Below are 25,667 nucleotides of genomic sequence, written 5' to 3' on the forward strand. Positions count from 1 at the left end.
CTATTAGAAAAGTCTTAAAACTAGTTCTTTTTAGCTTTAGTTTCAATTTGAAAGATGCTGAAACTAGTTCAGCATAAATAATTCAGAAGCAATACCATCACTCAAAAATTGTCCTTTTTTAGTAACACGTAAATGCTCTTCATCAATATACAATAAATGTTGATTTATAAAAACTTCTGATTGTTCAATTAAGTAATCCTTAAAAATTATGCCAAAGTCATTTTCAACTTTTGCAAACGAAACTCCCCAAATAGTTCTTAAACCTGTCATTACATATTCATTATACTGATCTGTAAGTGTTAAAGTTTCTATTTCAATTGGCAATTCATTTTGGTGAATAGCTTCAATATATTTTGAATTATTACTCACATTCCAACCACGTTGTTTACCATTAAAAGAATGTGCTGAAGGGCCAATACCTATATACGACTTCCCTTGCCAATAGGCTGAATTATTTTTACTAAAATAACCATCTTTACCAAAGTTAGAAAGCTCATAATGCACAAAACCTGAAGCTTCTAATTTTTCCTTTAAAATATAAAATTGCCCATGTGCTTGCTCATCATCTACATTATCAATAATTCCTTTTTTTATAAAAAATGCCAAAGCAGTTTTTGGCTCAACCGTTAATGCGTAACTAGAAATATGAGGAACATTATAACTCAAAGCTGTTTCAATATTTGCTATCCATTGCTCGTTTGTAGCTCCTGGAATTCCGTAAATTAAATCGAGAGTAATATTATCGAAGTGCTTCGTTGCTTCTTCTAAACAAGCTTTGGCTTCTTCTACATTATGTGCACGATTCATGAGTTTTAAATCAGCTTCAAAAAAAGATTGAATACCAATACTTAATCTGTTTATTGGTGTATTTGTTAAGTCATTTATTCGTTGAGAAGACAAGTCATCTGGATTGGCTTCTAAAGTGATTTCTGGGTTATTAGAAACCTTATAATTCTCATAAACCGAATCTATAATAAATTGCAACTCATCATTAGTTAATAAACTAGGTGTTCCTCCTCCAAAATATATGGTTTCAACTGTTATATTTTTGAATTCGTCTTTCCGAAGTTCTAGTTCTTTTGTCAACGCATTAACTAGGTCATCTTTCTTTTTTAATGAGGTCGAAAAATGAAAATCGCAGTAATGACAAGCTTGTTTGCAGAATGGTATGTGGATGTAGATGCCTGCCATATTATTCTTCAAACAAGTTATGTAAAGTGCTTATTCTTATATCACAATACAATTTCAAAAATTGAAAATGAAGCATATCAAACTGACTTCCATAAATCTCTCTTCTTGTTTCCCAAGATTCATAAGCTGGGAATTTCAGCTTGAATTGTTCTTCAACAAAAGTATTCCAGAGTTTTTCTGAAGCTTCAAAAGTCTTTATAAAAGTAGAATCATTTTTATTGATTTTTATTAATTCTGTAACCAACGAATCCTTAATTTTTTGAGATTGATAATAGTTTTCGTGTGCTATATCATTTACCTCAACTTGCCCTTGGCTGATAGATAAAAATGATAAACTAAAAACTAAAAATGCAATTATATATTTCATAATAAAATAGATTCCGCATCAAGTGCGGAATGACAAATCAACTATTAAACAAAAACGTTTAAACTATTTTTTTACTCGACCCTCATTCTGCTTAACAAAAGCAGACCAACCAGAATAACTTTTGCCAACCTCTACTCTACCTTCATTATAAAAATGACAAACAGCTGCTGCCAATCCATCCATGGAATCTAGGTTTTTAGGTATGGTTTTAAGACCTAACATACTTTGCAGCATCTTAGCGACCTGCTCTTTGCTGGCATTTCCATTTCCTGTGATCGCCATTTTAATTTTTTTAGGTGCATATTCTGTAATTGGTACTTCGCGAGATAAACCAGCAGCCATAGCAACTCCTTGTGCTCTACCAAGTTTTAACATACTCTGCACATTTTTACCAAAGAAAGGAGCTTCAATAGCAATTTCATCTGGATGATAGGTATCGATGAGTTCTACCGTACGTTCAAAAATAAGTTTCAGCTTTAGGTAATGGTCATCATATTTTTTGAGCATGAGCTCATTAAGTTGCATAAATTCCATCTTTTTTCCGACTACTTTTATGAGTCCAAAACCCATAATAGTAGTTCCTGGATCTATACCTAATATAATTTTTTCTTCTTTCATTAATCACAAAACTGACAGCCGCTCAAAGAAACAGCTATACCAAAGGTAAGGTTAAAAACATTGCCATTAAAAGCACCTAATCCACTTAATACAGGATCATAATTATCTAAAGACGATAAACCGTATATATAAGAAACATCGGTAAATACTGATACTTTTTCGTTAAGAGCATAATGCACTTCTAATCCTCCTAAAAGATTTAAATAGGTTTGCTTATTATCTCCTAAATTACTCAATGGTTTTACAAAAGATAAACCAGGACCTGCATGCAAAATAGTTCGCATACGCGTTGGCAAAAACCCAATGTATTCTGAAGGATCAAAAACGAATTGTGCGTTAATACGTGAATAATTTATTTTAAATTCTGGCGATTTATCATCATTTTTCATACGGTTAAAACCAAAATCGAGCTTTACTCCATATTGACGTTTCAACATATGTTGAATTCCTATATTCACTGTTGGGAAATTCACAGACTTAGCATTAGCTCCATCTATAAAACCATTAGCCATAGGGGAATTTACTCCAAGAGCAAAAAGAGCTTTCCATTTGGCAGTATCTCTAAACTGCGCATTACAGTTTAAGGTCATAAAAATGATCCCAAAAAAAATAAGGTATTGTTTTAAATCAATCTTCATGTATAAGTTTTTAGTTTAATTTGCAACATGCATTACAGTGTGCCTTACAAAACTAAACAATTCTTCTTTGTACTTATTAAGTTGAGCATTGTAGTTGGTGCATTTTATTTTATTTACTCTAAACTCTCCGAAAACGAAAATTTACAATTCAATGAATTCATCACATTTCTAAAAGAAAACGATACGTTTTCACCTAAAAACATCGGTTTTTTAGTTCTTTTAAGCATTTTTAATTGGTTTTTTGAAATTTTAAAATGGCAGAATTTAGTGAAAACTATCAAAAAAATCTCTTTTAGAGATGCTTTAGAGCAGAGCTTAGGCGGTTTAACAGCATCACTAATCACACCAAATCGCATTGGAGATTATGGGGCAAAAGTCGTTTACTATGCTAAACAGTTTAGGACAAAAATTGTACTCCTAAACCTTTTAGGTAATATGGCTCAAATGACCATCACAACAATTTTTGGTGTTATTGGCTTTATTATTTTTGTGAATCGTTATCAAATAGATATCAACTATTATAGAATCGTGAAATTTGGTCTCATACTTTTTATTGTTAGTTTTTTTACTATTCTTGGAGTAAAACAAAAACGCTACAAAATCAAGGGTTTTTCTTTTGAACGTATTATTGCTTTTATAAAAAAACTAAGTTTAAAAACACATACCATAACCCTTTCATTGTCCTTAATTCGTTATTTAATATTCTCATTTCAGTTTTATTATTTACTTAATATGTTTGGTGTAGATGTGGAATACGCAAAAGCTATGGTCGTTATAACAAGTATGTACTTTTTAGCATCGATTGTACCATCAATTTCAATTTTCGATGTAATTATTAAAGGAAGTGTTGCTGTATTTTTATTTGGTTATGTTGAAGTAAACGAACTCACTATTTTATCTATTACAACCTTAATGTGGTTATTAAATTTTGTGATTCCGAGTTTATTCGGGAGCTATTTTGTGTTGAATTTTAAACTACCTCATAACAAAACATGATTTTGTCTACTATAGCTATAACAATTATTATCGTTTATCTTTTAGTCATTGGTCTATCGATTTATGGCTTTGATAAAGTTGAAGACTTTAAGCTTCAGGATTTGCCTGCAAAAACAAAGTTTTCTATTGTGATTCCGTTTCGGAATGAAGCAGAAAATCTTCCTAAATTGTTAGCTTCAGTTTCTAAGCTGAATTACTCTAAATCTTTATTTGAAATTATATTTGTTGATGATGATTCTGAGGATGAATCACCTTCAATAATTAATAAGATTCTCGATACAAAATCCTTCAAAAAGGATTTCACTCAAAGTGACAACATCCAAATAATTCAAAATAAAAGAACTTCCAATTCACCTAAGAAAGATGCAATAACTTCAGCTATTAAAGTTTCCAAATTTGATTGGATTATTACAACAGATGCAGACTGCGAGCTACCAAAATATTGGCTCGATGTATTTGATGAGTGTATTCAAACAAAAGAAACAGATTGCATTGTTGCTCCAGTAACTTATCATGGTTCAAACTCGTTTTTTAATCGCTTTCAGATTTTAGACTTTATCAGCCTACAAGGTGTAACTATTGGTGGTTTTGGGTTGAGTAAACCATTTTTATGCAATGGCGCTAATTTTGGGTATCGTAAATCTGTATTTTATACTTTAGATGGTTTTGAAGGCAACGAAGATATTGCTAGTGGAGATGATATTTTTTTACTCGAAAAGTTTATAAAACAAGATGCTAAAAAAGTACATTATCTAAAATCTCAAAAGGCAATTGTAACCACCAATCCAGCAAATGGTTTATCTCAACTTATTCAACAACGTTTACGTTGGGCTTCAAAAACAAGTCGAAGTACTATTGGATTTACAAAAGTCGTTGGCATTATAGTTTTTCTCGCAAACTTGGTGTGCTTAGAATTTATACCTGCTGTTTTTTTGGGTTATGTCTCGCTAAAAATAGCTATCGCTTTATTTGTTATTAAATTCAGCATTGACTTCTTGCTACTATTTAAAACATCACGATTTTTTAAACAAGAAACCTTGCTTCTATCTTATCCGCTTTCGAGTTTGCTTTACCCATTCTTTAGTGTTTACATAGTTCTGTTATCTCTATTTAAATCTTACAAGTGGAAAGGTCGAACTTTTAAAAAATGATGCTGTATTAAATATTTTTGGTAGCTTTACTAAAACCAAATCCTAACTGCCCATAATGGGCATTTGGCAAATAAAATAGTATAAACATGAGAAAACTCCTCTTATTAATTCTTATATGTTTCTCTTTTCAATTTAATTATAGTCAAGATAACTATACAGTCAATGGAGAAACACTCCAATTAAAAACTGAAATTGATGGTCAACTCGATTTACTCTGGAATATCATCGATGGTAAATACCGTTATTTTGTTAGAACAGACAATGGGTCAATAACTGAGCTTAAAAACACAAAAGATTCTGAGAAAAACTATCAAGAAGAATACAAAACAATCCTAAGTGGCTTAACCAATGGAATGTCTACAGATAAATTAAAATTGACATTATATGGGCTCAGAAATTATATTGACAAGTACAACGCTTCTGTTAATTCGGCTTATGTTTCGACTTCAACTGAAAGCAAAGTAGAATTTAGGCTTGGCTTTTCTGGTGGTATAACTAATAATCCTTTTGTTGGAAATTCAGACAATGTAAAAGTGCCTCTTATTGGTGCCGAATTAGAAATCTATGAAGCTAATATTCTACCTAGACATTCTGGTTTTTTACAAGCACGCCATGCTTTTGATAATGATGACTTTCCTTATGCGACTACTGAATTTTCGCTAGGTTATCGTTACAGAATTATTAATCAATCTTCGTTTTCTATATATGGTCAAGTAAAATTAGCAACTGTGAATTTTACAAACGTCTCTTTTATTGATGAAAATGCAATGGAAGTTGATCTAAGCGATACGTCCTTTGATGTCCCTTTTATATTTGGTATTGGCTCAGATATTAAAATTGGAGACAGCAGTTTTATTACTATAATTTATGGCGAGTTATTCGCACTTTTATTAGATAATCAAGGTAATTTTTCTACTGATATTGCTATTGGTTATAAATTTAATCTATAATGAGTTTACGAAACTTTAAAACGTCAAACCCTGTCTTTAAGAGCTACTTTTGGGATGATGCAAAATCATCTACAAAAACCATGTCTGTTGCAGGCATCTTTTTTAAATCTATCGTCGGTATCTTAATCATTGCAGCAATTACGGCTTATTTATGGAAATTAAATGAAGATGGTACACCAATGAAATGGTTTACACTTGGAGGTATGCTTGGAGCAGTTGTCATTAGCGTTTTAATTTCTATACGACAAAATTGGGCGCATATTTTGGTACCACTTTATGTCATCGCAAAAGGGTTCTTTTTAGGAGGTTTTTCGGCTTATGCACATCGTAACTTTCCTGAATTACCATACCAAGCTATTGGTGTAACAATCGTCACCTTTTTTGTAATGCTCTTGTTATATCAAATGAAAATCATTGTCGTTACAAAAAAACTGAGAAGTGTCATCATTACTGCCACTGTAAGTATTATGGTGGTGTATTTAATTTCTTGGATTTTAAGCTTCTTTGGCATCAAAACCTATATTTGGGGAACGTCTTGGTTTGCTATAGCTTTTAATGTTTTAGCCGCAATTGTTGCTTCTTTTGCCTTACTATTAGACTTTGACTATATCGAACGTTACAAGAATAGAGCTCCAAAATATAAAGAGTGGATTGCTACTTGGGGACTTTTAGCAACGCTAATTTGGTTGTATTTTGAAGTGTTAAGACTGATGCAAAAGTTTGCGATTCGTTTTTAGATTCATTATGTCTTTCACCTTGAATTAGCTTTTACAACAAATTGAAGTGTTTGAATTTACGATTAATCAATCTTTACAATGACAGGCAATTCAAAAGCCGTAGTCACTTGTTGACCTCTTTTGATTGCTGGAAATATTTTAGGAATTCCTTTTAAGCTTTGTCTAAGTAAACTGTCTATTTCTGGAATTTGTATAGCTGTTTCTGGTTTAAAAATTATAGATTTAACTTCAAGAAAACCTTTATTGTCAATTGTGATTTTAAGCCTAATCGTATCGTTTACATCTTCTGAAACGACAATATTCTGAGTTTCTAAAAATTGATTCACATTAGATACCAACGTCTTTTGAAAACAAGCTTTGCTATCTGCTTTTACAGTAATAGAATCGCAGCTACTGAAAGTTGGATACGTATCAACTTCATTCCAGTCGAAAGTTTGCAACTCTTCTTCGAGTAAATCTTCAGAATAGATTTTTTTCTTTTCAAAATAACTGCAAGATGTTGCTAGTAATAAGATTAAAAGAAAAACGATTGATTTCATTAGCACAATTCTGGTAGCGAAAAGTACAATATTTTTAGATTTTAATCTTCTTCTAAGAATTTTTCTTGTTTTAGTTCTTTGAGTCGTCTTTGTGCAAATATTGCAAAAGGACTTTTTCTTTTCTTTTTTATAAAGTCTTCGTACATCTTAATTTTAGTATCTAGATCTGCATAAAATTCGTCTTTGGTTCGTAGAATAAAGAACTCAGACATGATGTTTGATGGGTCTTCTTTTAATGACTTTTGAAATGCCTTAATAGCTTTTTCGTATTTCTTTTGGCGATTTAAAATGGTTCCAAGTTTTTGATATTCATCTGACAACGATCTATCTTGAATTTTTAAGGCTTTAGAAATATACTCTTCTGCTTTTTCAAAATCATCTAGCCTTTCGTAATATGTACCAATGACAAACATCGCATTAGCATCATTTGAATTAAATCTTAAGGCCTGTTTTCTATGGTAAATCGCATCTTCATAATCTGAATTTTGAGCATAACTTAAACTTAGTTTTTCATGAATAAACTCAGACTTCTCACCTAAATCCAACAGTTTTTGAAACCAAACTACCGAATGTGTGTAATACTCTTGGTAATAATAGGCTTGAGCTTTTAGGCTTATTAATTCTACATTATTGGCATAGTTTTCTAAACCTTTATCTATAAGATTATGTGCTTTTTTAAATTTGCGTTTATAGATATGTCGCTTTGCAATTTTAAAAATTGCTTTTTGATGTGTTACGTCTAGACCGAACGTTTTTTTAAATTCATTTAATGCTGTACTATCTTTTTGCTTTTCTAAAACTACACCTAGCTCGTAATGGTAATTTGGATTTATACTGTCTAAAACTATCAAACTCTTAAAAAGCTGGTTTGCTTCTTTGTAATTTTTGGTCTTGGTTAATAATTTAGCGTATTCATACTTTAAAAGAACATCTTCTAAGTTTGATTCTATTGCTTTTTTATAATATACTAAACCTTCCCCATAGTTACCTATAGCAATATAGGCTTTCGCTATTTTATCATAAACTTCATCTAGATTTTTTGACGATTTATATATTTCAATCGCTTTAGAGTAGTTGCCACTGGCATATAAATTATCGGCTTTATCTATTGAGATTTGAGCGTTTAAAGTAAGGGTAAAAACCAAACACAATAACCAAAGGTTATTTTTCATAAACAATTGCAATTAGTCTTTTTTGATATTACCAACTTGAAAATATATAGGTAAACTAAAAGGTACATCTATTGTTTCTCCGTCGTGTTTACCTGGAATAAATTGCGGTAATGCATTAATTACTCTAATGGCTTCAGCTTTTAACTCTTCACGAGATGCTCTTGCTTTTACATCAGTGATGTTACCTTCCTTGTTTATAGTAAAAGCAACAAATATTTGCTGTTTTCCTGTAATGCCAAGCTCCTTTGCCAAATTAGTATTAAAGTTTTTATTCACATGCTTATTTATAGCATTGATAGTACATTTTCTTTGTTCTTTATCTCCTATAAGAGTTTTACAATTTTCATAAACAGGTGATACCTCAACAACACTAAACGGAATTTCCTTTAGATTAGTTGAATCCTTTTGAATTTGTTTTAAAAAGGCTTTATACTTTTTAGTACGACTTGTAGTTGTACTGTCATTCCAAGTACTTTCTGTTCTATCGATTTCATCCTTTAGATATTTGGTTAATTTTTCTACTTCATCTCTAACAAATTTTTCTTTCTTTAAATCATCAATCTGCTTATTTAATTGTATTACTACTGGATTTTTCTCATTAGAATTTTGCAGAATACGATCTCTTTGAACTACTAATTCTTTATGTGTTTTGGTTACTTGGTCTCTATTGTCATCAGCTACTTGAAACACAATTGGCAAAGAATAAGGCACGGTTACCAATTCTCCTTTTTGTCTGCCAGGTATAAATTGAGGTAAGGTTTTAATAACACGTATCGCTTCTTCTTCTAGTTCTACATTAGGACCTCTAGCTTTTATATCTTTTATTTTACCTTCTGTATCAATTTTAAACGCTACAAAAATGCGTTTTCTTCCTGGATTTAAACTATCAGCAATACTTGTATTAAAGTTTTTATTGACATGTCTGTTTACAAATTGATTCATGCAATTCTTACGCTCTTTATTAGTTGTTAAGTCTTTGCATTCAACCAATGTTGGGACTTCATCAATTATTGAGAATGGGACTTCGATAGATTCAATTACTTTTTGATCTGAATTAGGGCTTTTATAAGAATCAATAATAAATCTAGATTTTCCATCTGTTAAAATGATTTTTTCAAAATTATTGTCTGATTCTAATTGTTTTAATAAACCATCTAAACGTATTTTTTCTTCCACAGAATGATTCCCTATTTCTTTAACAAATAGTCTAAGTATTCCGTCTCTTGTAATAGATTCCCAATGCTTTTTTCCTTCATCACTAAACTTCCATGCTTTATAGTCTTTATAAGAATCATGTCTTCCTAATCGCATTAGCTTGGCTGTATCAAAATCAGCTTGTGTTAATGTTCCTTTCTCTGATTTTCTTTCAATTATTCCATCTGCTATGTACTGCATATAGGCTTTAAATTTCAAATATTCTTTACGAGGTGTAATGTACTTTTCGCTGTCTAATTTGCTCATACCTGAAGCTTCAGCAATTTCAAAAAATGTAGCCCCATTTTTTTTCATAGATACAAACTCATCGTAGTATTTTTTAATTAATTCTTCATCTGTTAACTCTTGGTCAACAACACTTTCTTGTTTCACTTTTTGCTGTGCTCTAACTTCAGTAGATGTATAAATCAACATCCCTAAAATCATAGGAATTAAAAGTGCATATTTTATAAGATGAAGTTGTTTTGATTTTGATTTTTGTAACATAGCGATTCGCTTTTTGATTAATGATTTTTTGAAAAACGTATTGGTAAAAGAGACATTATTAACATCAAATACCTGATTGAGTAAACTCTCATAATAACTCGCTTTTCCATTTTGTTTAACTGCTTTAGCATCTGCGATATACTCATGTAGTTCTTTTATTCTATTCTGATAGATGTACACTAATGGATTAAACCAAAAAATGATTCTGAGGATTTCAAAAAAAAGTAAATCTAAAGTGTGGAGTTCTTTAATATGAACTAACTCATGTTTATAAATAACAGGCTTTTCAGCTTCTGAGATCTGTTCACCTAGAAAAATAGTATTGAAAAATGAGAATGCGGCACTACTTTTTATAAGTTCTACAATTAGCACATTTCCTTTCCAACGTTTTGGATTTTGATGTTTTAACCAATACAGTTTTGTAATTTTCAATAAAAAAATAAACAATGCCACAGTAATACCAATTAAGGCAATACTTTGCCAAAATGGCATTTGTGGTTGTTCTATAATAATACCAGCTTGTTCTGCGATGAATATTTCATTCGCTGTTGGAACTTTAGTTCCAATAAACACTTCTGGTAATTGAATGACTAAATCTTTAGTAGTGATTGTTTTTAACTCTGAAAACTTAATAAATGGTAAAACCAAAGACAATACTGAGGTTATGAGTAAATACGCTCTATTATAATTAAAGAAAGTTTCACGTTTTAAAAACAAATCGTAAACCAGTAAAAACAAAGCCTGAATCGCAATAATCTGAATGATGGTATACAGCATGATTAGTTCTTTTTGTTAATCTCGTTTAACAAAGTTTCAATATCTTTGGCATCTACATCATTTTTCTGAACAAAAAACGAGACCATACTTTTAAATGAGCCTTGAAAATAATTATCTACTAATTTATTTATAGATTGATTGCTATAGGATGCTTTTTCTACAATTGGAAAATAGATATGACCTTTACCTTGTTTTTCGTAATCTACAAAACCTTTAGATTCTAAAATCCTTACAATTGTTGAAACAGTATTGTATGCAGGTTTAGGCTCTGGCAAAAGTTCTATCACTGATTTAACGTTTGCTTTTTTTAGCTGCCATAAGGCTTGCATTATCTCTTCTTCTGCTTTTGTTAATTGCTTCATTTTATTCTGAACTTGATTCAGAAACTCATTAATACCTAATGTATGATTAATAAGATTCTTATTAGTAAAACTAGTTTGAAATCCTGAAATGAATTCAGGATACGCATAATGATTTTTCTCAAATCATTATGCTAATATAACTAAATATTTAGTTTAAACTAATTTCTTAGTTTACAAAATGTAACTTTGGTCTGCTTATTGCGTCATATAAATGAATTTAAATTATTTATATGGAATTTTTTTTGGTGCTTGTTGCACTACTTTTAATGCTATTAGGAATCATCGGTAGCTTTTTACCTGTTTTACCTGGACCACTTACCGGTTGGGCTGGTCTTTTAGTTTTACACTTTACTGATGGTGTAGAAATGAGTCAGACCTTTTTAATAGCTACACTTTTAGTGGCTGTCTTTATATATATATTAGACTATATCATTCCTGCTTTAGGTACAAAACGTTTTGGAGGAAGCAGAGCCGGAATGATAGGAACAACACTCGGTTTAATTATTGGATTGCTCTCACCTATTCCATTCGGAATAATTATTGGTCCTTTTATAGGAGCGCTTATTGGTGAGATGATACATAGAAACGATATGGAAAAAGCTCTTAAAGCTGCCTTTGGATCGTTCTTAGGATTTATAGCTTCAACTTTTTTAAAATTTATAGTTGCTGTAGTATTCTTAGGCTTCTTTATTGTAAAACTATCTGAACATAATGCAAGTTGGTATTAATGCCTATTACAGTTTTAAGCAAGGAAAAAAACCTAGTAACATTAGATGTTACTAGGTTTTATTTTTCTTGCTATTAACTCAACAATTACTTAAAGAGGGATTAATTAATTCTTGTTGACTTACCGTAAATGTAGGTTACACAATTCATCTTTTACTGCGGAAAAACCGCAAACTTGATGCGGAAAAACCGTAGTTACTAGAATTAACAGTAGATACAAGCATTTTTCAATAGGCTTAAAAAGGTAATTATTTTGCGTTTTTCTACAAATATCCTTTTTCTCGTGCCTCTTGGAGTAAGGATTCGTCCTTTCCGTCGGTTACAGAAAACAATAATTTGAGCTGTTTTTTTCGTTTTTCTATAGCACTAGTCGAAAGCGGAATATATTCATTTAAGCTTTTTGTTTTTATCCCTTGAGACAATAAGTGCAAAATTTTTCGATTTATATCGTCTACGTAAATTTCGCTTGTAATGGTCTTTTTTACATAATTACTTACTGTACTACTGTAATAAGGTGGAAATCTCAGAATTTGTTGAAAGGCATCTGCCAATTCCATTGAAGTGAGATCACTTTTAATTAAAAATCCATCAGGATTTATTTCCTTTATAATATTATGAATCCTAAAAGACTCATTAAACATTGTTAGAATAATAATTTTAGCATCTGGCAATACTTGTTTAGCTAAAAGAGCTAAATCTTCTCCAGAAGCATACTTGCCATCTTCTGATGCAGGTAGACTGATATCAAAAAAGCAGACATCATAATGTGTACCTTTTGAAGCACGATTAATCATTAACTGTGCTGTGTCACAATTATTAGCCGTATCAATTAGCAAGGTTTGATCATCAGCTTTCGTAGCCATTAATACATTTTGGTAGCCCTCAATAATAATTGGGTGATCATCTACCATTAGTATGTTAATATGTTTCATGTTGATTGGTTTGTATAGGGAATCTTAACATTAACTTTTGTGCCATCACCAGATTGAGAAGTAAAAGTGATTTTTCCGTCAATATCCTCTACACGAGAAGTCATATTTTTTAAACCAATACCTTTTTTACTTTTAGAAGTATCAAAACCATCTCCATCATCAATGATGTCTAAGCAAATTACGCCTTTTTCTAATGAAATACTAATCTTTATAGCTTTAGCATTGGCGTGCTTATAGATGTTTTGCATGGATTCTTGGATAATCCTATAAATATTTATCTTAGTCTTATTAGAAACTAAATCCCAGCTAATATCGTCTGTATAATCAAAATCATTTTTTAAACCATATGCTTGGGTTTGATTCTCAACAAGTTCCGAAACAATATCCATAAAACCAGTACCTGAAATAAAGTCGGTATTTAACTCATGGGATATTTTACGGATATCTTCTTCAATAGTTTTAAGCTGACCAATATAATTTGCTCTAGTCATCATGGCTTCCTTGCCATCTTTAAAATTCATACTATCTAAACTGAGACGTGTCCCAAAGAGTCTACCCAAAACACCATCATGTAATTCTTTAGATACTCTTATTTTCTCTTTAGCTCTTGCTTCATCGACTTTATCTTGTTGACCTAGCATTAAATTATAAATGTCTTCGTTTGCTTTTTGTTGTACTTGTACTAATTTTAGTTTTCTGTTTTTTGCGCGTTGAGATATAACGACATATATGAGTATTGCTGTTAATAACAAACCAATAGAGAGAATGGCTAAGTACAAATTTTCTTTAGATATTTGTTTGTTTTCTGCTTCTAGTTCGTCAGTTTCATACTCTATTCTAGCAAATTTATTCCTTTCATTTCTCTCAATATTTAGCAAGCTGTCGCTTAGCTTTATATGTTCGTTTAAATATTTTTTACCATCTTCTCCTTTCTCAATTTTAGACAGAGTCATTAAAGCATCTAAAGTATAATCAGTGGAAGATAAATTTCTTGAAATATCATAAGTCTCTTTTGCATATTTATACGCGGAATCTATTTTATTTGTTTTGAGATAAAACTTCGACAAATCTGTAGAAATTGCCATCTTGGTAACCCTATCATCATACTGATTAGCAATTTCATATGCTTTTTGAAATTTTCTCAATAGCCCATTATGGTCCTTACTACCTCTAAGCAATTGTGTATAAGCAATATTATTAATTATCAATGCATAAAATGTTGGGTCTTCTTCTTCATATTTAGACTTAAGAGGTATTAAGCTTTCGTATAAATCTAAAGCTTCATCATACCTTCCCATTTGCCTATAAACAAAAGCTTTATTATTGATTGAATAAATCCTATTAATAAACCCATTGCTCATCTTTTCAGCTATAACCAATGCTCTATTATGATACTCAATTGATTTGTCAAATTGATTTAACTCAGATGATATATCAGCTACTCTATTATTCAATATCCATAAATCATCTAAATTGTCTTCGTTCTTAGGTAGATTAGAAAGTATTTTAATGGCGGCAATTGCATTTTTTTCGCTTGAAGTATAATCTTTACCATTATATTGTAAGTCAGCAATGCTCATCAAAGCATATGATTCTTGCTCAGGATCTTTGAGCTTTGAATAAAATTTTAATGATTTTGTAAAGTAGAAGTATGCACTATCATTCAATCTTATATACTTATAATAACTTGCCAAATTACCACTAGAGACTGCAAGTGCACTTGTATCATTTAGTTTTTCTGCTAATTTGAAGTTTTCTTGATTAAGAGGAATATATTTATCAAAATCTTCAGAATAATAGTATAATAAAGAGAGATTTCTATTGGTTTTTAGAATTAAAGAATCTATATCCAATTCAATTGCCATTGTTACAGATTTAATAGCATCGTTTTTTCGTTCATCAAGACTATTCGAAGAGTTTTTTGATTTTTTAATTAATTCATCTATTATAAGCAAGTCATCATTTTGGGCAATGTTTTGTCCAAAAAGAGTAGTAATAGTAAGTAGAAATAAGACGAAAAACTTCAAAGAATACCTTTATTATATAACTCAAAGGTAAATTAAAATAATGTAAGACAAAAAGCCCTGATAAAATCAGGGCTTAATAAAAATTTATAGAAATTAAATTTATCCGTTAGATTTTAATTTTCCTTTGTCTCTTCTGTGAGCAATTAAATTATTATTGTCATAAGTCTTGTATGTAGGCTCATTATCAACAACAACATCTTCAGATTGTACACCAGACACAGTCAATAATAATACAGCAACTAAGGCTAAAGTAATTTTTAAGGTTTTCATAAGTATAAGTATTAATTTAGGGTTTAAAAAATAGTCAACATTAACTTTTGCAATACAAAATATTGCGTCGAGGGAATGGAATGGATAATTAACTATTCTAGGTTGAACCTAAAACTATACTAAAATAAAAACGAGGGATGTTTTTCTAGACAACACGTGCCTAATAGTAAAATGGATTAAAATTTTCCTTAATAAGTGATTTGAGGTCTTAAGAAGGACTCCAAATATAGAACTAATTATAATGAAATAAATAATAACATCGATTAAATGTCGATATTTATCGATTAAAAGCAATTATTGTGTTTATAACTTGTTAAAAACTCTATTTAGTCGGTTAAAATGCTTTTTCGAAATCTTCCAAAAAACAAAAAAGCATCCCAATCTTCTATACAGAAAAAAGGAAAGCCTTTCATTGGTAAATATCCAATAGTATTGGATTTCTACTACGACTCAGATCTTACTCTGAGACAACACAACATTTTTATACTAAAAAAGCTCTAATTTCTCAGAGCTTTTAAGCAATTTTAGCGGTCTGGACGGGACTCGAACCCGCGACCTTCGCCGTGACAGGGCGACATTCTAACCAACTGAACTACCAGACCGTTGCTTAATTGCGAGGGCAAATATACACTGCATTTTTAATATCGCAAACAAAAATCATAAAAAATAGATATTTGTTTAAACAAATTTTTGACGTTCAATCATGTAGGTTGTAAGTATGCTATTAAAACCAGCGTTAATATCAGCTTCAACATACTTAATTCTATACTGTCCACATTTAATTCTTAAGTTATTAAAGTACGCTTTTACAGCCTCTTCATAGTTGTCTTTAATGTTATCAGGATATAAATTGATGTACTCACCAGTTTCTATATCGATAAAACGTTTTGGTCTATTATCAAAGTCAAAAGTCAACTCTTTTGCTTTATCAAAAACATGAAACAAGACCACCTCATGTTTATTATGTTTTAAATGTCTAAGTGCTTCAAATAAATTATCGTCATCCTCTGTGGTCTGAAACATATCTGTAAACACAAATATTAAAGACCTACGATGAATCTTCTCTGCGATTTGATGCAGATATCTATACGTTTCTGTTGTTTTAGATTCTGGTTTGGCCACAACAGCTTCACCTAACTTATTTAGTAGCATTTGATGGTGACGCTCACTACCCTTTTCAGGTGAATAAAAATCATACTTGTCACTATAAATACTCAATCCAACAGCATCACGTTGTTTTTTAAGAATGTGCATTAATGAAGCACCTGCCAATGCAGCAAAAGATATCTTGTTTAGATTATCTATAGATGAACCTGCATTTTCTGGATAGTGCATAGAACTACTATTGTCAATTATAAGATGACATCTTAGATTGGTTTCTTCATCGTAACGCTTAGTGTATAACCGATCTGTTTTAGCGTAGAGTTTCCAATCTATATGCTTGGTGCTTTCTCCTTGATTATAAATCTTGTGCTCAGCAAACTCAGCAGAAAATCCATGAAAGGGACTTTTATGCATTCCAGCAATAAAACCCTCAACCACTTGCTTTGCTAGTAATTCTAGGTTTTTAAAACCGCCTGCTTTATTGAGTTCTTGCTGTATGTCCATCAGTTATCGAAACTAAAAAAGGTTTGCCGTATAGGCAAACCTTTTATCATTTCTTTTAGAGTATTGACTATAAAAGTGCGTCGATAGCTTCAGCGTAAGCCGTTTTTGGTGCTACACCAACTTGGCGACCAACTACTTCTCCGTTTTGAAAAACTAATACAGTAGGTATATTTCTTACTCCGTATTTAGCAGCAAATTCCTGATTTGCATCAACATCTACCTTACCAACTACAGCTTTACCTTCGTATTCTGTGCTAATTTCGTCAATGATTGGTCCTACCATACGACAAGGTCCACACCATGCAGCCCAAAAATCAACCACTACTGGCTTATCACTCTTTAATACTGTTTCTTCAAAAGTTGCATCTGTTATTTCTAATGCCATAATATTTATTATTTATTGTATTCTACTTCAGTTTAATGTTCTATCTATTGATAGATACACAAAATTAGTCAAAAATTTTGCCAAACCTTACATTGGCAGTATTTGATTTGATTATGATACCATTTACGATACATATTCTCTTTACTTTGGCGCAACCCAAAGGGTCAGGCTGTACGTTATATCTTTTTTGTTCAGTAGCTTCGGCTACGCTCAGCCACCAAATAAAAAAGGATGCCACTTCCATCCTTTGCGCAAATGCAGAATTAATAAGCAACTTTTTAGTTGCTTATTAATTCTATTTACGTAATTTAGCAACCGTAAAGTTGCGTATGCATCAAAAAAACGAATATCATGAACAAAACAATCACAAAAGAAAAGGTATTTAATCATCCAATAGAGCAAATCTGGAACGCTATTACAAAAGCCGAAGAAATCTCAACATGGTTTATCCAAGCAGATTTTAAGGCCGAAGTAGGATTTAACTACACCTTTAAATCAGAGCCAAACGAAAAAGGTTGCACAACCATAAGCGGAACCGTAAAAGAAGCCAATCCATACAAACTAGTATATACTTGGGTTGTTGCAGATACCAAAGTAGAAACAACCGTAACTTGGAAACTAGAAACTCAAGGCAACAGCACCAAACTAATACTAGAACATTCCGGAATTGAAAACTACACAGGCGAAACTGCCATTGTAATGTTTGAGAGTTTTAATGGTGGTTGGGACAATTGCATTAATGGTTTAACAACCTTTTTAAAAGAAGTAGTCAATGCAAGATAATATCACCAAATTATTTAAAGCAATTGCAGATCCTACAAGGCGTGATATTTTTCACGCCTTAGTAATAGCTACCTCAGCATTGTCCATAACTCAAATTTCAAATCAGTTCTCAATGACTAGACAAGGTGTCACCAAACACATTAAAATTTTAAATGATGCTGGTTTGGTAAAAATGAATGACCAAGGTAGAAATCGCTTTTGCTATGCTAACCCTAAGCCTTTAAAAGAGATTAATAAATGGATGCAATTCTATTCGCAATTCTGGGATGAATCATTAGACAATTTAGATAATTACCTTAACACAAAAAAAGATGCCTAATAAAACTCAAAACCTTTCTAATTCAGATTATAAAAAACAGATTGTTGTGCAATCTAATTCAAAAAAAATATTTAAAGCTTTAACAGAAGATATTCATCTTTGGTGGTCAAAAACTAGTCAATCTACACAAAAAACTAATGGACAATTCACTATTCATTTTAAAAATGGTTATTGGTGGACTTTCAAAATTTTAGAGTTCACTCCAAATACTGAGTTAGTATGGAAATGTATTGACGGAGAACCAGATTTTAATAAAGAATGGATTGGACATGTATTGCATTGGGAAATTCTTGAAGAAAAACCAGGAATAACTATTATTAACTTTCACCAAGTAGGATTAACACCACAAATTGAATGTTACGATATCTGCTCAACAACATGGGATATGTTCATAACTGAAAAGCTAAAACAGTATGTTGAATCAATATGATTAAGTAATAAAGTGTGTTAGGTTTATAATTCAGATAGCGCTTTAGCCATTGCTTTATTAATATCCAAACGCAAGGCTCTTTTATCACGGTCTAAAACAAAAATAGCTATACTCGTATTTAGCTCTGGGAAATAATTTACAGCTGTTCCCCAAAAACCTCCATGGCCAAAACCTTTTACACCATCAATATCTATAGAAGATAAACCCAAATAATAATCACCTTCCATAGGTTGTTTTGGACTAGCCTTAGTATATATTAAATCTAATGTACTAAGTTTTTCAAAGATTAGATTACTGAATAAACTTTGAGAAAACACAGCCAGATCTTTAGTGGTCGATGCTATGCCTCCACCTCCATACAAATCAAAAGAATGATCTATCTCATAACTATCAAAACCTTCTGAAGTCCAATATTGATGTGCCAATGGCTTTAAATCTTTAGGATACTCTTCTAAAGTCGAAAACCATGTAGTTTGCATTCCAAGCTTATTATAATTAATTAAATCTCTAATAGACGTATAAAATGGTTTGCCAGTTATACCTTCAATAATTTCAGTCAGTAATAAATAATTAACATCAGCATATGTAAACACATCTCCAGCTTCACCTAAAGGGTCACCCAAAGTCATCGCTAATTTAATTTGTTCATCTCTTGTATATTTATGCTTTGGGTTTTTTTTTATCATTTCCATATAAGCATCAGTAGTCGCATAATCATGAATACCACTAGTATGATTTAATAATTGTGCTACTTTAATTTGAGACGTATTATAACCATCTGCTTTAAGTAAGCTATTGGTCTTCTCAAAAATTAAAGTATCAATGGCTTGATTTAAATCTAATTGAGATTGTTCAACTAATCTTAAAATCGTTGCGCTAACATAAGTCTTAGTGTTACTTGCTATCAAAACAGGATGATCTTTAGATAGAGATGCATTCGTATTTTTATCTGAAACACCTACTGCTCCACTCCAAGAAATGCTTTTATCTGGCGCTTCAATATGGACCATGAGTCCAACAGCACCTTTATTCTGAGCATAAATTGAATCTAAAATGGATTGGAGAACTTCTGTTTTATCCTTTTCAATAGTTGGTATCTCCTTCTCTTCTTTACAACTAAGGAAAAGTAGAATCGCCAAAATACTTAATATAGTTTTTTTCATAATTATGAGATTCCTGTTTTCGAAGGAATTTGTTAATTCAACTTATACATCACATCTTGCTCTTTTAACTCATGTAAAAGTTCTTGAGAAATCTTTACTTTATTTTTTCGACTTGGCATATGTACTTTAATTTTCTCTTTATTATCGTACACTACAAAATTCAATGTATTGCTCCCTTCATGAAATCGTAATAAATCATGCAACTTGGTTATTTTACCTTCACCCAAATCATCAATATTTAATTGTATCGATAACTTCTTCGCATAAGTATCCATAACATCATGCAACAACTGAAAACTATTAAACTGAATTCTTGGATCTCCTTTTTTACCTGTATCTCTATTTACCCATCCCTCTTTTACATATGCTCTCACGTAAACAAAAGAATTAATGACAAAGAAATGTCTAAACTTTAAATAGTCTTCACCAAAGATTCTAAACTCATGGCTATCTGTATAATCTTCAACCGTAAATAACGCCCAACCTTTACCTTGCTTACTGACACGATGTTGCACATCTGTAACGACACCTCCAAAAGTAATTTCTCTATTTAAAACTGAATTTAAATCGTTAAAATGAGCAATAACTCCATTGCAAAACGTTTTCATTTCAATTTTAAAATCATCTAATGGATGACCAGAAATATAAATTCCAACCACTTCTCGTTCTCGTGATAGTTTTTCCATCGTTCCCCAATCTTCACAAGGAGGAACTAAAGGTTCAGCAATCTGCACATCACTAGCTGCGCCAAATAAGCTTACTTGAGCCGAATTCTCATTCTCTTGGTGTTTCGCTCCATATTTAACTGCTTTTTCTAAAAAAGTAATCCCATCACCATCATGAGAAAAGTATTGTGCTCTGTGTGTGTCTGACCAACAATCAAATCCACCAGCATTGGCAAGACCTTCAAAAGCTTTTTTATTAGCAGCTCGTAAATCGATGCGCTTTGCTAAATCGAAAATAGACTTGTAATGTCCATCTTCCTTTCGACCTTCAACAATCGTTTTTACAGCTCCATGACCAACACCCTTAATTGCTCCCATTCCGAAACGAACGGCATTATCTTGGTTTACTGAGAACTTATAATAACTTTCATTCACATCTGGCCCTAAAACTGGTAAACGCATACGTTTACATTCTTCCATAAAGAAGGTTACAGACTTAATATCATTCATATTATTAGAAAGCACAGCTGCCATATATTCTGCAGGATAATGTGCTTTTAAATATGCTGTTTGGTAAGCAATCCATGCATAACACGTTGAGTGCGATTTATTAAAGGCGTAACTAGCAAAGGCTTCCCAGTCTTTCCAGATTTTTTCTAGTTTGTCTTTATCTAGACCTTTGGCACCAGCTTGTTCAATGAATTTTGGTTTCATCTTATCCAAAACCGCAATCTGCTTTTTACCCATAGCTTTCCTCAAAACATCGGCTTCACCTTTGGTGAAATCAGCCAATTTCTGAGACAGTAGCATTACTTGCTCTTGGTAAACCGTAATTCCATAGGTTTCCTTAAGATATTCTTCCATTTCTGGCAAATCATACACAATCTCCTCATCACCATGTTTACGTGCAATAAAACTTGGAATATATTCCATTGGACCAGGACGATACAAGGCATTCATGGCAATTAAATCATCAAAAACAGTAGGCTTCAGGTTCTTCATGTGCTTCTGCATTCCAGGCGATTCATACTGAAACACACCTACCGTTTCACCTTTCTGGAATAACTCATAGGTTTTCTCATCATCTAGAGGAAAATTCTCAGGATCGAGTAAAATATCATGCTTCGCCTTTACAATCTTAACCGTATCCTTAATTAAGGTTAAGGTTTTCAGTCCCAAGAAATCCATCTTCAATAAACCTGCGTCTTCAACGACAGAGTTATCAAATTGAGTCACATATAAATCAGAATCCTTAGCTAAGGCCACAGGAACATAATTGGTAATATCACCAGGTGTGATAATTACACCACAAGCATGGATCCCAGTATTACGAACAGAACCTTCTAAGATTCGAGCTTGATTAACGGTTTCGGCTTGTAAATCTTCACCATCAGAAATATTGAGTAGCTCATTGACCTTTTCTAAATCTTCAGCACGGAATTTTTTACCTAAATCCTTTTCAGACATTCCGAATATCTTTCCGAGTTTAGACATCAATGGAATTAACTTTGAAATCCGATCGGCTTCATTTAAAGGTAAATCTAAAACTCTGGCTGTATCTCTAATCGATGACTTTGCAGCCATTGTTCCATAAGTAATAATTTGAGCTACCTGATTTGAACCATATTTATCAATTACATAATCCATAACACGACCACGACCTTCATCATCAAAGTCGATATCGATATCTGGCATACTCACACGATCTGGATTTAAGAAACGCTCAAAAAGTAAGTCGTATTTAATAGGATCTATATTTGTAATCCAAAGGCAATAAGCAACCACAGAACCTGCCGCAGAACCACGACCAGGACCAACTGAGACATCCATTTTTCGAGCTTCGCGAATAAAATCTTCTACAATTAAGAAGTAACCTGGATAGCCAGTATTTTCAATTACGCTTAATTCAAAATCGAGTCGTTCTTTTATTTCTGGTGTGATTTCACCATAACGTTTTTCAGCACCCTTAAAAGTTAAGTGCTTTAAAAAAGCATTTTCACCACGTTTGCCATTATCAGCTTCATCAGCTTCGTCTTTAAATTCATTCGGAATATCAAAAGCTGGTAATAATACATCTCGCGCTAATTCATAAGGTTCAATTTTATCGACAACATCTTGAATATTTACAATAGCTTCTGGCACATCTCTAAAGAGTGCTTTCATTTCTTCCGAAGACTTAAAATAATATTCTTGATTTGGTAAACCATAACGATAGCCACGACCACGACCAATTGGAGTCGCTTGTTTCTCACCATCTTTTACGCACAATAAAATGTCGTGCGCATTAGCATTTTCTTGTTCTACATAATACGTGTTATTAGTAGCTACCAATTTAACATCGTGCTTTTTAGCAAATTGAATCAGCACTGGATTCACACGATTTTCATCTTCTTGATTATGGCGCATAAGCTCCATATACAAATCGTCACCAAAAGTTTTCTTCCACCATAATAGTGATTCTTCAGCTTGATTCTCACCAATATTTAACACCTTACTTGGTACTTCACCATATAGATTTCCTGTTAAGCAAATGAGGTTTTCTTTGTATTGCTCAATCAGTTTTTTGTCAATTCTTGGTAGATAGTAAAAACCGTCCGTAAAAGCGGCAGACGAAAGCTTTGCTAAATTATGGTAACCTGCTTTATTTTTGGCCATCAAAACAATCTGATAGCCATTATCTTTTCTAGTTTTATCAGTATGATTTTCGCAAACAAAAAACTCGCAACCAATAATTGGCTTTATAATTTTGCCTTTCTTTTCTAAGCCAGCTTCTTCAGCTTGTTCTTGCTGTGCTTTTACACCTTTATTATGATTACCAACTGCGCTTACAAAATGAAATGCTCCCATCATATTTCCATGATCGGTCAATGCAACGGCAGGCATATCTTCTTTAGCAGCAGCAGCTACCAAATCTTTGATACTTATTGTAGATTGAAGAATTGAAAACTGTGAGTGATTATGCAAATGCACAAAATCTACGTCTGCTAATTTTGCAACTGCTTCTTTGTTTGTCTCAGTTGGAATAGAATCAGTTTGTTCTTTTTGAAGTCTAGCATTAATCTTAGCACTTTCGCGTTTTAGATTAATATGTTTTAGACCAATAAGTTGAATTGTTTCTGGATGTTCTTCAGTAAACTTCTGAAAATAATCTGGCTGAACATCAAGCTGTTCTTTAGTGTATTGCTGTTTTCTAATTAGTTCGAAAAAACAACGAGTTGTTGCTTCAACATCTGCTGTTGCATTGTGCGCTTCTCCAAAAGGTGTGTTGAATAAAAACTGATGTAACTCTGTTAAAGTTGGCAATTTAAATTTACCGTATCGTCCACCAGGAATTTGACATAAACTTGCTGTATGCTCGGTACAAGTATCTAAAACAGGAAGTTCTTGTAATTGATTTGCAACGTTTTCACGTACAAACTCAGCTCCCATAATGTTTAAATCGAACTTCACATTTTGCCCAACAACAAACTTAGTCTTAGACAAAGCGATATTAAACTTTTCTAATACTTCGGAAAGGGATACACCTTGTTCTTGTGCTAACTCTGTAGAAATACCATGAATCTTTTCAGCATCGTAAGGAATATTAAAGCCTTCTGGTTTTACTAAATAATCTTGATGCTCAATATAGTTTCCCATAGCGTCATGCAATTGCCATGCAATTTGAATACACCTTGGCCAATTATCGGTATCAGTAATTGGTGCATCCCAACGCTTTGGTAAACCTGTAGTTTCGGTATCGAATATTAAGTACATAAAGCCTTTTTAATGTGAAAAATAGGAGCATTAAAATTAAGAAATAAAGACCCTTTAATAAAATGAAGTTATAAACACTTGTAAACAAAAAAGCACTACTCAATGAGTAACGCTTTTATACTATTTTTATCTAAAATTTACGCTTGCAAATAATCTGGCACACCATCACCATCTGTGTCAACAGCATCAGAAGGATCACCATCACCATTTGGATCAGCATTTTCATTAATGGTTAATATTGTATCATCATCATCATCATCATCTAAAAAATCCACATTACCATCACCATCAGTATCAACAGGGTTGCCATCTGCATCTAAAGTTTCAAACATGGTTAATATGCCATCACCATCATCATCTGGATCTAGGTAATTAAAAATTCCATCACCATCAGAATCGTCACCTGGATCATCTAAATTACCATCAATATCACCATCAAAGTTTTCAAAAACATTTGGTATTCCATCGCCATCAGCATCTTCACAATCTAAACTATCTATTTCTAATTGAATACTTCCATCTTCATCTCCACAAAACATAATCTGCTCCTCTAAGTAAAATAAGTATTGTGCACATTTTTCAAAATAGTTACCAATTGTTGCTGCAGTATATTGCGCCTCAGCTTCTACTCTATTAGAAGTTGCATGGTTACATGGTAGTTGACAGTTACCTAAAGCATCTATCTTAGCTTGAATAGAACCATCTACATCTCCACAGTAATTACGTTCTGTGTTTAGTGCTACTATATATGCATTGCATGCAGCTTCATAATCTGCACTTATAATAAACTCTAAACTCGAAGCAAAAGTGGCTTCATATGCCACTAATGCAGCATCAGAAGCTATTTCTGTATCAATGCAAGTTATTGGATTATCTGGAAATTCTCCTGACCTTAGTGGTACTTTGTAAAAGATTCCATTTGTGTAACCAATCGAATTTAATCCAGAGGCATCAAATGCTAAAAATCTATACGTTCCAGAAAAAGTAGAATTTGTTCTATCTATTTCGTCTATGGTAATCTCTCCTAGCTCAGGATATACAGAGACACTTGGATCTGGTCTATTATTAGTTGAAAAAGTTGTCCCAAATCCATCAACATATTCTGCTTCTATAGTATTAACATCTCCTACAGTAAAAGTAGCAGTGGTTACTGAAGGCACTCTCAGGTTAACGGTTTCTATATTATTAGTTCCTGTAATGGTTAAAAATCCATTGGCTTCAATACTCGCAGAAAAAGCCTTGGCTCTCCAAAGTTCATTTGTACGATCACCTTGAAAAGCAGGTGTATTAAATTCCACTTCGTCGCCACAGCTAAATACTGTTAAAAAAACAAGGAATAAAAGAATAAGTTTTTTCATATTTAAAAAGGGTAATTTTTCTTTGGTTCAAATATAACGAAACAAGGGT

At 32.1% G+C, this 25,667-nt stretch carries 24 protein-coding genes and 1 tRNA gene; 8 read left to right on the forward strand and 17 right to left on the reverse strand.

Annotated features, from left to right (window positions below; all coding sequences use genetic code 11):
- Window positions 1-63: 63 nt before the first annotated feature.
- From hemW to QZZ53_RS01300, 4 genes are all read right to left on the reverse strand, one after another.
- On the reverse strand, window positions 64-1,191 hold the full coding sequence (gene hemW / locus QZZ53_RS01285) for a radical SAM family heme chaperone HemW (RefSeq protein WP_296380612.1): 1,128 nt from the start codon (window positions 1,189-1,191) through the stop codon (window positions 64-66).
- A gap of 1 nt (window position 1,192) precedes the next feature.
- Complete coding sequence (locus QZZ53_RS01290; RefSeq protein WP_296380614.1) at window positions 1,193-1,558, reverse strand: hypothetical protein; 366 nt, start codon at window positions 1,556-1,558, stop codon at window positions 1,193-1,195.
- Window positions 1,559-1,621: 63 nt separating this feature from the next.
- Window positions 1,622-2,176: a crossover junction endodeoxyribonuclease RuvC gene (gene ruvC, locus QZZ53_RS01295; RefSeq protein ID WP_296380616.1), complete on the reverse strand. Its 555-nt coding sequence runs from the start codon at window positions 2,174-2,176 to the stop codon at window positions 1,622-1,624.
- Entirely contained in the window at window positions 2,176-2,814 is a 639-nt protein-coding gene (locus tag QZZ53_RS01300; protein WP_296380618.1) for a cell envelope biogenesis protein OmpA, read from the reverse strand. The genes ruvC and QZZ53_RS01300 overlap by 1 nt, the downstream gene beginning before the upstream one ends.
- Before the next feature lie 27 nt (window positions 2,815-2,841).
- Here QZZ53_RS01300 and QZZ53_RS01305 point away from each other — a divergent pair, with 27 nt between their 5' ends.
- From QZZ53_RS01305 to QZZ53_RS01320, 4 genes are all read left to right on the forward strand, one after another.
- Window positions 2,842-3,810 carry a lysylphosphatidylglycerol synthase domain-containing protein gene (locus QZZ53_RS01305; RefSeq protein WP_296380620.1) on the forward strand — a complete coding sequence of 323 codons (969 nt, stop codon included), beginning with the start codon at window positions 2,842-2,844 and terminating at the stop codon, window positions 3,808-3,810.
- The gene (locus tag QZZ53_RS01310; RefSeq protein WP_296380622.1) at window positions 3,807-4,961 is read left to right on the forward strand and encodes a glycosyltransferase; all 1,155 of its coding nucleotides are present in this window, start codon (window positions 3,807-3,809) and stop codon (window positions 4,959-4,961) included. The genes QZZ53_RS01305 and QZZ53_RS01310 overlap by 4 nt, the downstream gene beginning before the upstream one ends.
- An 86-nt stretch (window positions 4,962-5,047) precedes the next feature.
- A complete protein-coding gene (locus tag QZZ53_RS01315; protein ID WP_296380624.1) occupies window positions 5,048-5,911 on the forward strand; it encodes a hypothetical protein in 864 nt (287 codons plus the stop codon).
- Window positions 5,911-6,648, forward strand: a complete 738-nt coding sequence (locus QZZ53_RS01320) for a Bax inhibitor-1/YccA family protein (protein ID WP_296380626.1) — start codon at window positions 5,911-5,913, stop codon at window positions 6,646-6,648. The genes QZZ53_RS01315 and QZZ53_RS01320 overlap by 1 nt, the downstream gene beginning before the upstream one ends.
- A 62-nt stretch (window positions 6,649-6,710) precedes the next feature.
- Here QZZ53_RS01320 and QZZ53_RS01325 read toward each other — a convergent pair whose 3' ends face one another.
- The 4 genes from QZZ53_RS01325 to QZZ53_RS01340 are packed head-to-tail and all read right to left on the reverse strand — an operon-like array spanning window position 6,711 to window position 11,199.
- A complete protein-coding gene (locus tag QZZ53_RS01325) occupies window positions 6,711-7,187 on the reverse strand; it encodes a hypothetical protein (RefSeq protein WP_296380627.1) in 477 nt (158 codons plus the stop codon).
- A gap of 41 nt (window positions 7,188-7,228) precedes the next feature.
- Complete coding sequence (locus QZZ53_RS01330) at window positions 7,229-8,359, reverse strand: tetratricopeptide repeat protein (protein WP_296380629.1); 1,131 nt, start codon at window positions 8,357-8,359, stop codon at window positions 7,229-7,231.
- A 12-nt stretch (window positions 8,360-8,371) separates the two neighbouring features.
- A complete protein-coding gene (locus QZZ53_RS01335; RefSeq protein WP_296380631.1) occupies window positions 8,372-10,837 on the reverse strand; it encodes a M56 family metallopeptidase in 2,466 nt (821 codons plus the stop codon).
- Between the two features lie 2 nt (window positions 10,838-10,839).
- The gene (locus QZZ53_RS01340; RefSeq protein WP_296380633.1) at window positions 10,840-11,199 is read right to left on the reverse strand and encodes a BlaI/MecI/CopY family transcriptional regulator; all 360 of its coding nucleotides are present in this window, start codon (window positions 11,197-11,199) and stop codon (window positions 10,840-10,842) included.
- Window positions 11,200-11,429: 230 nt separating this feature from the next.
- Here QZZ53_RS01340 and QZZ53_RS01345 point away from each other — a divergent pair, with 230 nt between their 5' ends.
- A complete protein-coding gene (locus QZZ53_RS01345; protein ID WP_296380635.1) occupies window positions 11,430-11,927 on the forward strand; it encodes a DUF456 domain-containing protein in 498 nt (165 codons plus the stop codon).
- Window positions 11,928-12,188: 261 nt separating this feature from the next.
- Here the strand turns inward: QZZ53_RS01345 and QZZ53_RS01350 are convergent, their stop codons facing one another.
- From QZZ53_RS01350 to trxA, 6 genes are all read right to left on the reverse strand, one after another.
- On the reverse strand, window positions 12,189-12,857 hold the full coding sequence (locus QZZ53_RS01350) for a response regulator (protein WP_296380637.1): 669 nt from the start codon (window positions 12,855-12,857) through the stop codon (window positions 12,189-12,191).
- A complete protein-coding gene (locus QZZ53_RS01355; RefSeq protein WP_296380639.1) occupies window positions 12,854-14,884 on the reverse strand; it encodes a tetratricopeptide repeat-containing sensor histidine kinase in 2,031 nt (676 codons plus the stop codon). Before QZZ53_RS01355 ends, QZZ53_RS01350 begins: the two co-directional genes overlap by 4 nt.
- A gap of 99 nt (window positions 14,885-14,983) precedes the next feature.
- Window positions 14,984-15,154: a hypothetical protein gene (locus QZZ53_RS01360; protein ID WP_296380642.1), complete on the reverse strand. Its 171-nt coding sequence runs from the start codon at window positions 15,152-15,154 to the stop codon at window positions 14,984-14,986.
- 528 nt (window positions 15,155-15,682) lie between these two features.
- Window positions 15,683-15,756 (reverse strand) — tRNA-Asp (locus QZZ53_RS01365).
- 76 nt (window positions 15,757-15,832) lie between these two features.
- Window positions 15,833-16,762 carry a DUF58 domain-containing protein gene (locus QZZ53_RS01370; RefSeq protein WP_296380644.1) on the reverse strand — a complete coding sequence of 310 codons (930 nt, stop codon included), beginning with the start codon at window positions 16,760-16,762 and terminating at the stop codon, window positions 15,833-15,835.
- A gap of 67 nt (window positions 16,763-16,829) precedes the next feature.
- Window positions 16,830-17,147, reverse strand: a complete 318-nt coding sequence (trxA, locus tag QZZ53_RS01375; protein ID WP_186844520.1) for a thioredoxin — start codon at window positions 17,145-17,147, stop codon at window positions 16,830-16,832.
- Between the two features lie 351 nt (window positions 17,148-17,498).
- Here trxA and QZZ53_RS01380 point away from each other — a divergent pair, with 351 nt between their 5' ends.
- The 3 genes from QZZ53_RS01380 to QZZ53_RS01390 are packed head-to-tail and all read left to right on the forward strand — an operon-like array spanning window position 17,499 to window position 18,679.
- Complete coding sequence (locus QZZ53_RS01380; protein WP_296380648.1) at window positions 17,499-17,930, forward strand: SRPBCC domain-containing protein; 432 nt, start codon at window positions 17,499-17,501, stop codon at window positions 17,928-17,930.
- Window positions 17,920-18,249 carry a metalloregulator ArsR/SmtB family transcription factor gene (locus QZZ53_RS01385; RefSeq protein ID WP_296380650.1) on the forward strand — a complete coding sequence of 110 codons (330 nt, stop codon included), beginning with the start codon at window positions 17,920-17,922 and terminating at the stop codon, window positions 18,247-18,249. Before QZZ53_RS01380 ends, QZZ53_RS01385 begins: the two co-directional genes overlap by 11 nt.
- Entirely contained in the window at window positions 18,242-18,679 is a 438-nt protein-coding gene (locus QZZ53_RS01390) for a hypothetical protein (protein ID WP_296380651.1), read from the forward strand. The genes QZZ53_RS01385 and QZZ53_RS01390 overlap by 8 nt, the downstream gene beginning before the upstream one ends.
- Window positions 18,680-18,702: 23 nt before the next feature.
- On the opposite strand, the gene QZZ53_RS01395 is transcribed toward QZZ53_RS01390, so the two are convergent.
- The 3 genes from QZZ53_RS01395 to QZZ53_RS01405 all read right to left on the reverse strand — a co-directional run bounded on the left by QZZ53_RS01395 (window position 18,703) and on the right by QZZ53_RS01405 (window position 25,618).
- Window positions 18,703-19,842, reverse strand: coding sequence for a serine hydrolase domain-containing protein (locus tag QZZ53_RS01395; RefSeq protein ID WP_296380652.1), 1,140 nt, complete (start codon window positions 19,840-19,842; stop codon window positions 18,703-18,705).
- Between the two features lie 32 nt (window positions 19,843-19,874).
- A complete protein-coding gene (gene dnaE, locus QZZ53_RS01400; RefSeq protein WP_296380654.1) occupies window positions 19,875-24,260 on the reverse strand; it encodes a DNA polymerase III subunit alpha in 4,386 nt (1,461 codons plus the stop codon).
- A gap of 137 nt (window positions 24,261-24,397) precedes the next feature.
- Window positions 24,398-25,618, reverse strand: coding sequence for a DUF6252 family protein (locus QZZ53_RS01405; RefSeq protein WP_296380656.1), 1,221 nt, complete (start codon window positions 25,616-25,618; stop codon window positions 24,398-24,400).
- Window positions 25,619-25,667: the final 49 nt, after the last annotated feature.

It is taken from the genome of Winogradskyella sp., assembly GCF_016744625.1.
In the GTDB taxonomy this organism is placed as follows: domain Bacteria; phylum Bacteroidota; class Bacteroidia; order Flavobacteriales; family Flavobacteriaceae; genus Winogradskyella.

Coding starts and splice junctions, on each gene's coding strand:
- hemW (WP_296380612.1), bottom strand. CDS start 1,191: ATGGCAGGCATCTACATCCACATACCATTCTGCAAACAAGCTTGTCAT.
- QZZ53_RS01290 (WP_296380614.1), bottom strand. CDS start 1,558: ATGAAATATATAATTGCATTTTTAGTTTTTAGTTTATCATTTTTATCT.
- ruvC (WP_296380616.1), bottom strand. CDS start 2,176: ATGAAAGAAGAAAAAATTATATTAGGTATAGATCCAGGAACTACTATT.
- QZZ53_RS01300 (WP_296380618.1), bottom strand. CDS start 2,814: ATGAAGATTGATTTAAAACAATACCTTATTTTTTTTGGGATCATTTTT.
- QZZ53_RS01305 (WP_296380620.1), top strand. CDS start 2,842: ATGCATTACAGTGTGCCTTACAAAACTAAACAATTCTTCTTTGTACTT.
- QZZ53_RS01310 (WP_296380622.1), top strand. CDS start 3,807: ATGATTTTGTCTACTATAGCTATAACAATTATTATCGTTTATCTTTTA.
- QZZ53_RS01315 (WP_296380624.1), top strand. CDS start 5,048: ATGAGAAAACTCCTCTTATTAATTCTTATATGTTTCTCTTTTCAATTT.
- QZZ53_RS01320 (WP_296380626.1), top strand. CDS start 5,911: ATGAGTTTACGAAACTTTAAAACGTCAAACCCTGTCTTTAAGAGCTAC.
- QZZ53_RS01325 (WP_296380627.1), bottom strand. CDS start 7,187: ATGAAATCAATCGTTTTTCTTTTAATCTTATTACTAGCAACATCTTGC.
- QZZ53_RS01330 (WP_296380629.1), bottom strand. CDS start 8,359: ATGAAAAATAACCTTTGGTTATTGTGTTTGGTTTTTACCCTTACTTTA.
- QZZ53_RS01335 (WP_296380631.1), bottom strand. CDS start 10,837: ATGCTGTATACCATCATTCAGATTATTGCGATTCAGGCTTTGTTTTTA.
- QZZ53_RS01340 (WP_296380633.1), bottom strand. CDS start 11,199: ATGAAGCAATTAACAAAAGCAGAAGAAGAGATAATGCAAGCCTTATGG.
- QZZ53_RS01345 (WP_296380635.1), top strand. CDS start 11,430: ATGGAATTTTTTTTGGTGCTTGTTGCACTACTTTTAATGCTATTAGGA.
- QZZ53_RS01350 (WP_296380637.1), bottom strand. CDS start 12,857: ATGAAACATATTAACATACTAATGGTAGATGATCACCCAATTATTATT.
- QZZ53_RS01360 (WP_296380642.1), bottom strand. CDS start 15,154: ATGAAAACCTTAAAAATTACTTTAGCCTTAGTTGCTGTATTATTATTG.
- QZZ53_RS01370 (WP_296380644.1), bottom strand. CDS start 16,762: ATGGACATACAGCAAGAACTCAATAAAGCAGGCGGTTTTAAAAACCTA.
- trxA (WP_186844520.1), bottom strand. CDS start 17,147: ATGGCATTAGAAATAACAGATGCAACTTTTGAAGAAACAGTATTAAAG.
- QZZ53_RS01380 (WP_296380648.1), top strand. CDS start 17,499: ATGAACAAAACAATCACAAAAGAAAAGGTATTTAATCATCCAATAGAG.
- QZZ53_RS01385 (WP_296380650.1), top strand. CDS start 17,920: ATGCAAGATAATATCACCAAATTATTTAAAGCAATTGCAGATCCTACA.
- QZZ53_RS01390 (WP_296380651.1), top strand. CDS start 18,242: ATGCCTAATAAAACTCAAAACCTTTCTAATTCAGATTATAAAAAACAG.
- QZZ53_RS01395 (WP_296380652.1), bottom strand. CDS start 19,842: ATGAAAAAAACTATATTAAGTATTTTGGCGATTCTACTTTTCCTTAGT.
- dnaE (WP_296380654.1), bottom strand. CDS start 24,260: ATGTACTTAATATTCGATACCGAAACTACAGGTTTACCAAAGCGTTGG.
- QZZ53_RS01405 (WP_296380656.1), bottom strand. CDS start 25,618: ATGAAAAAACTTATTCTTTTATTCCTTGTTTTTTTAACAGTATTTAGC.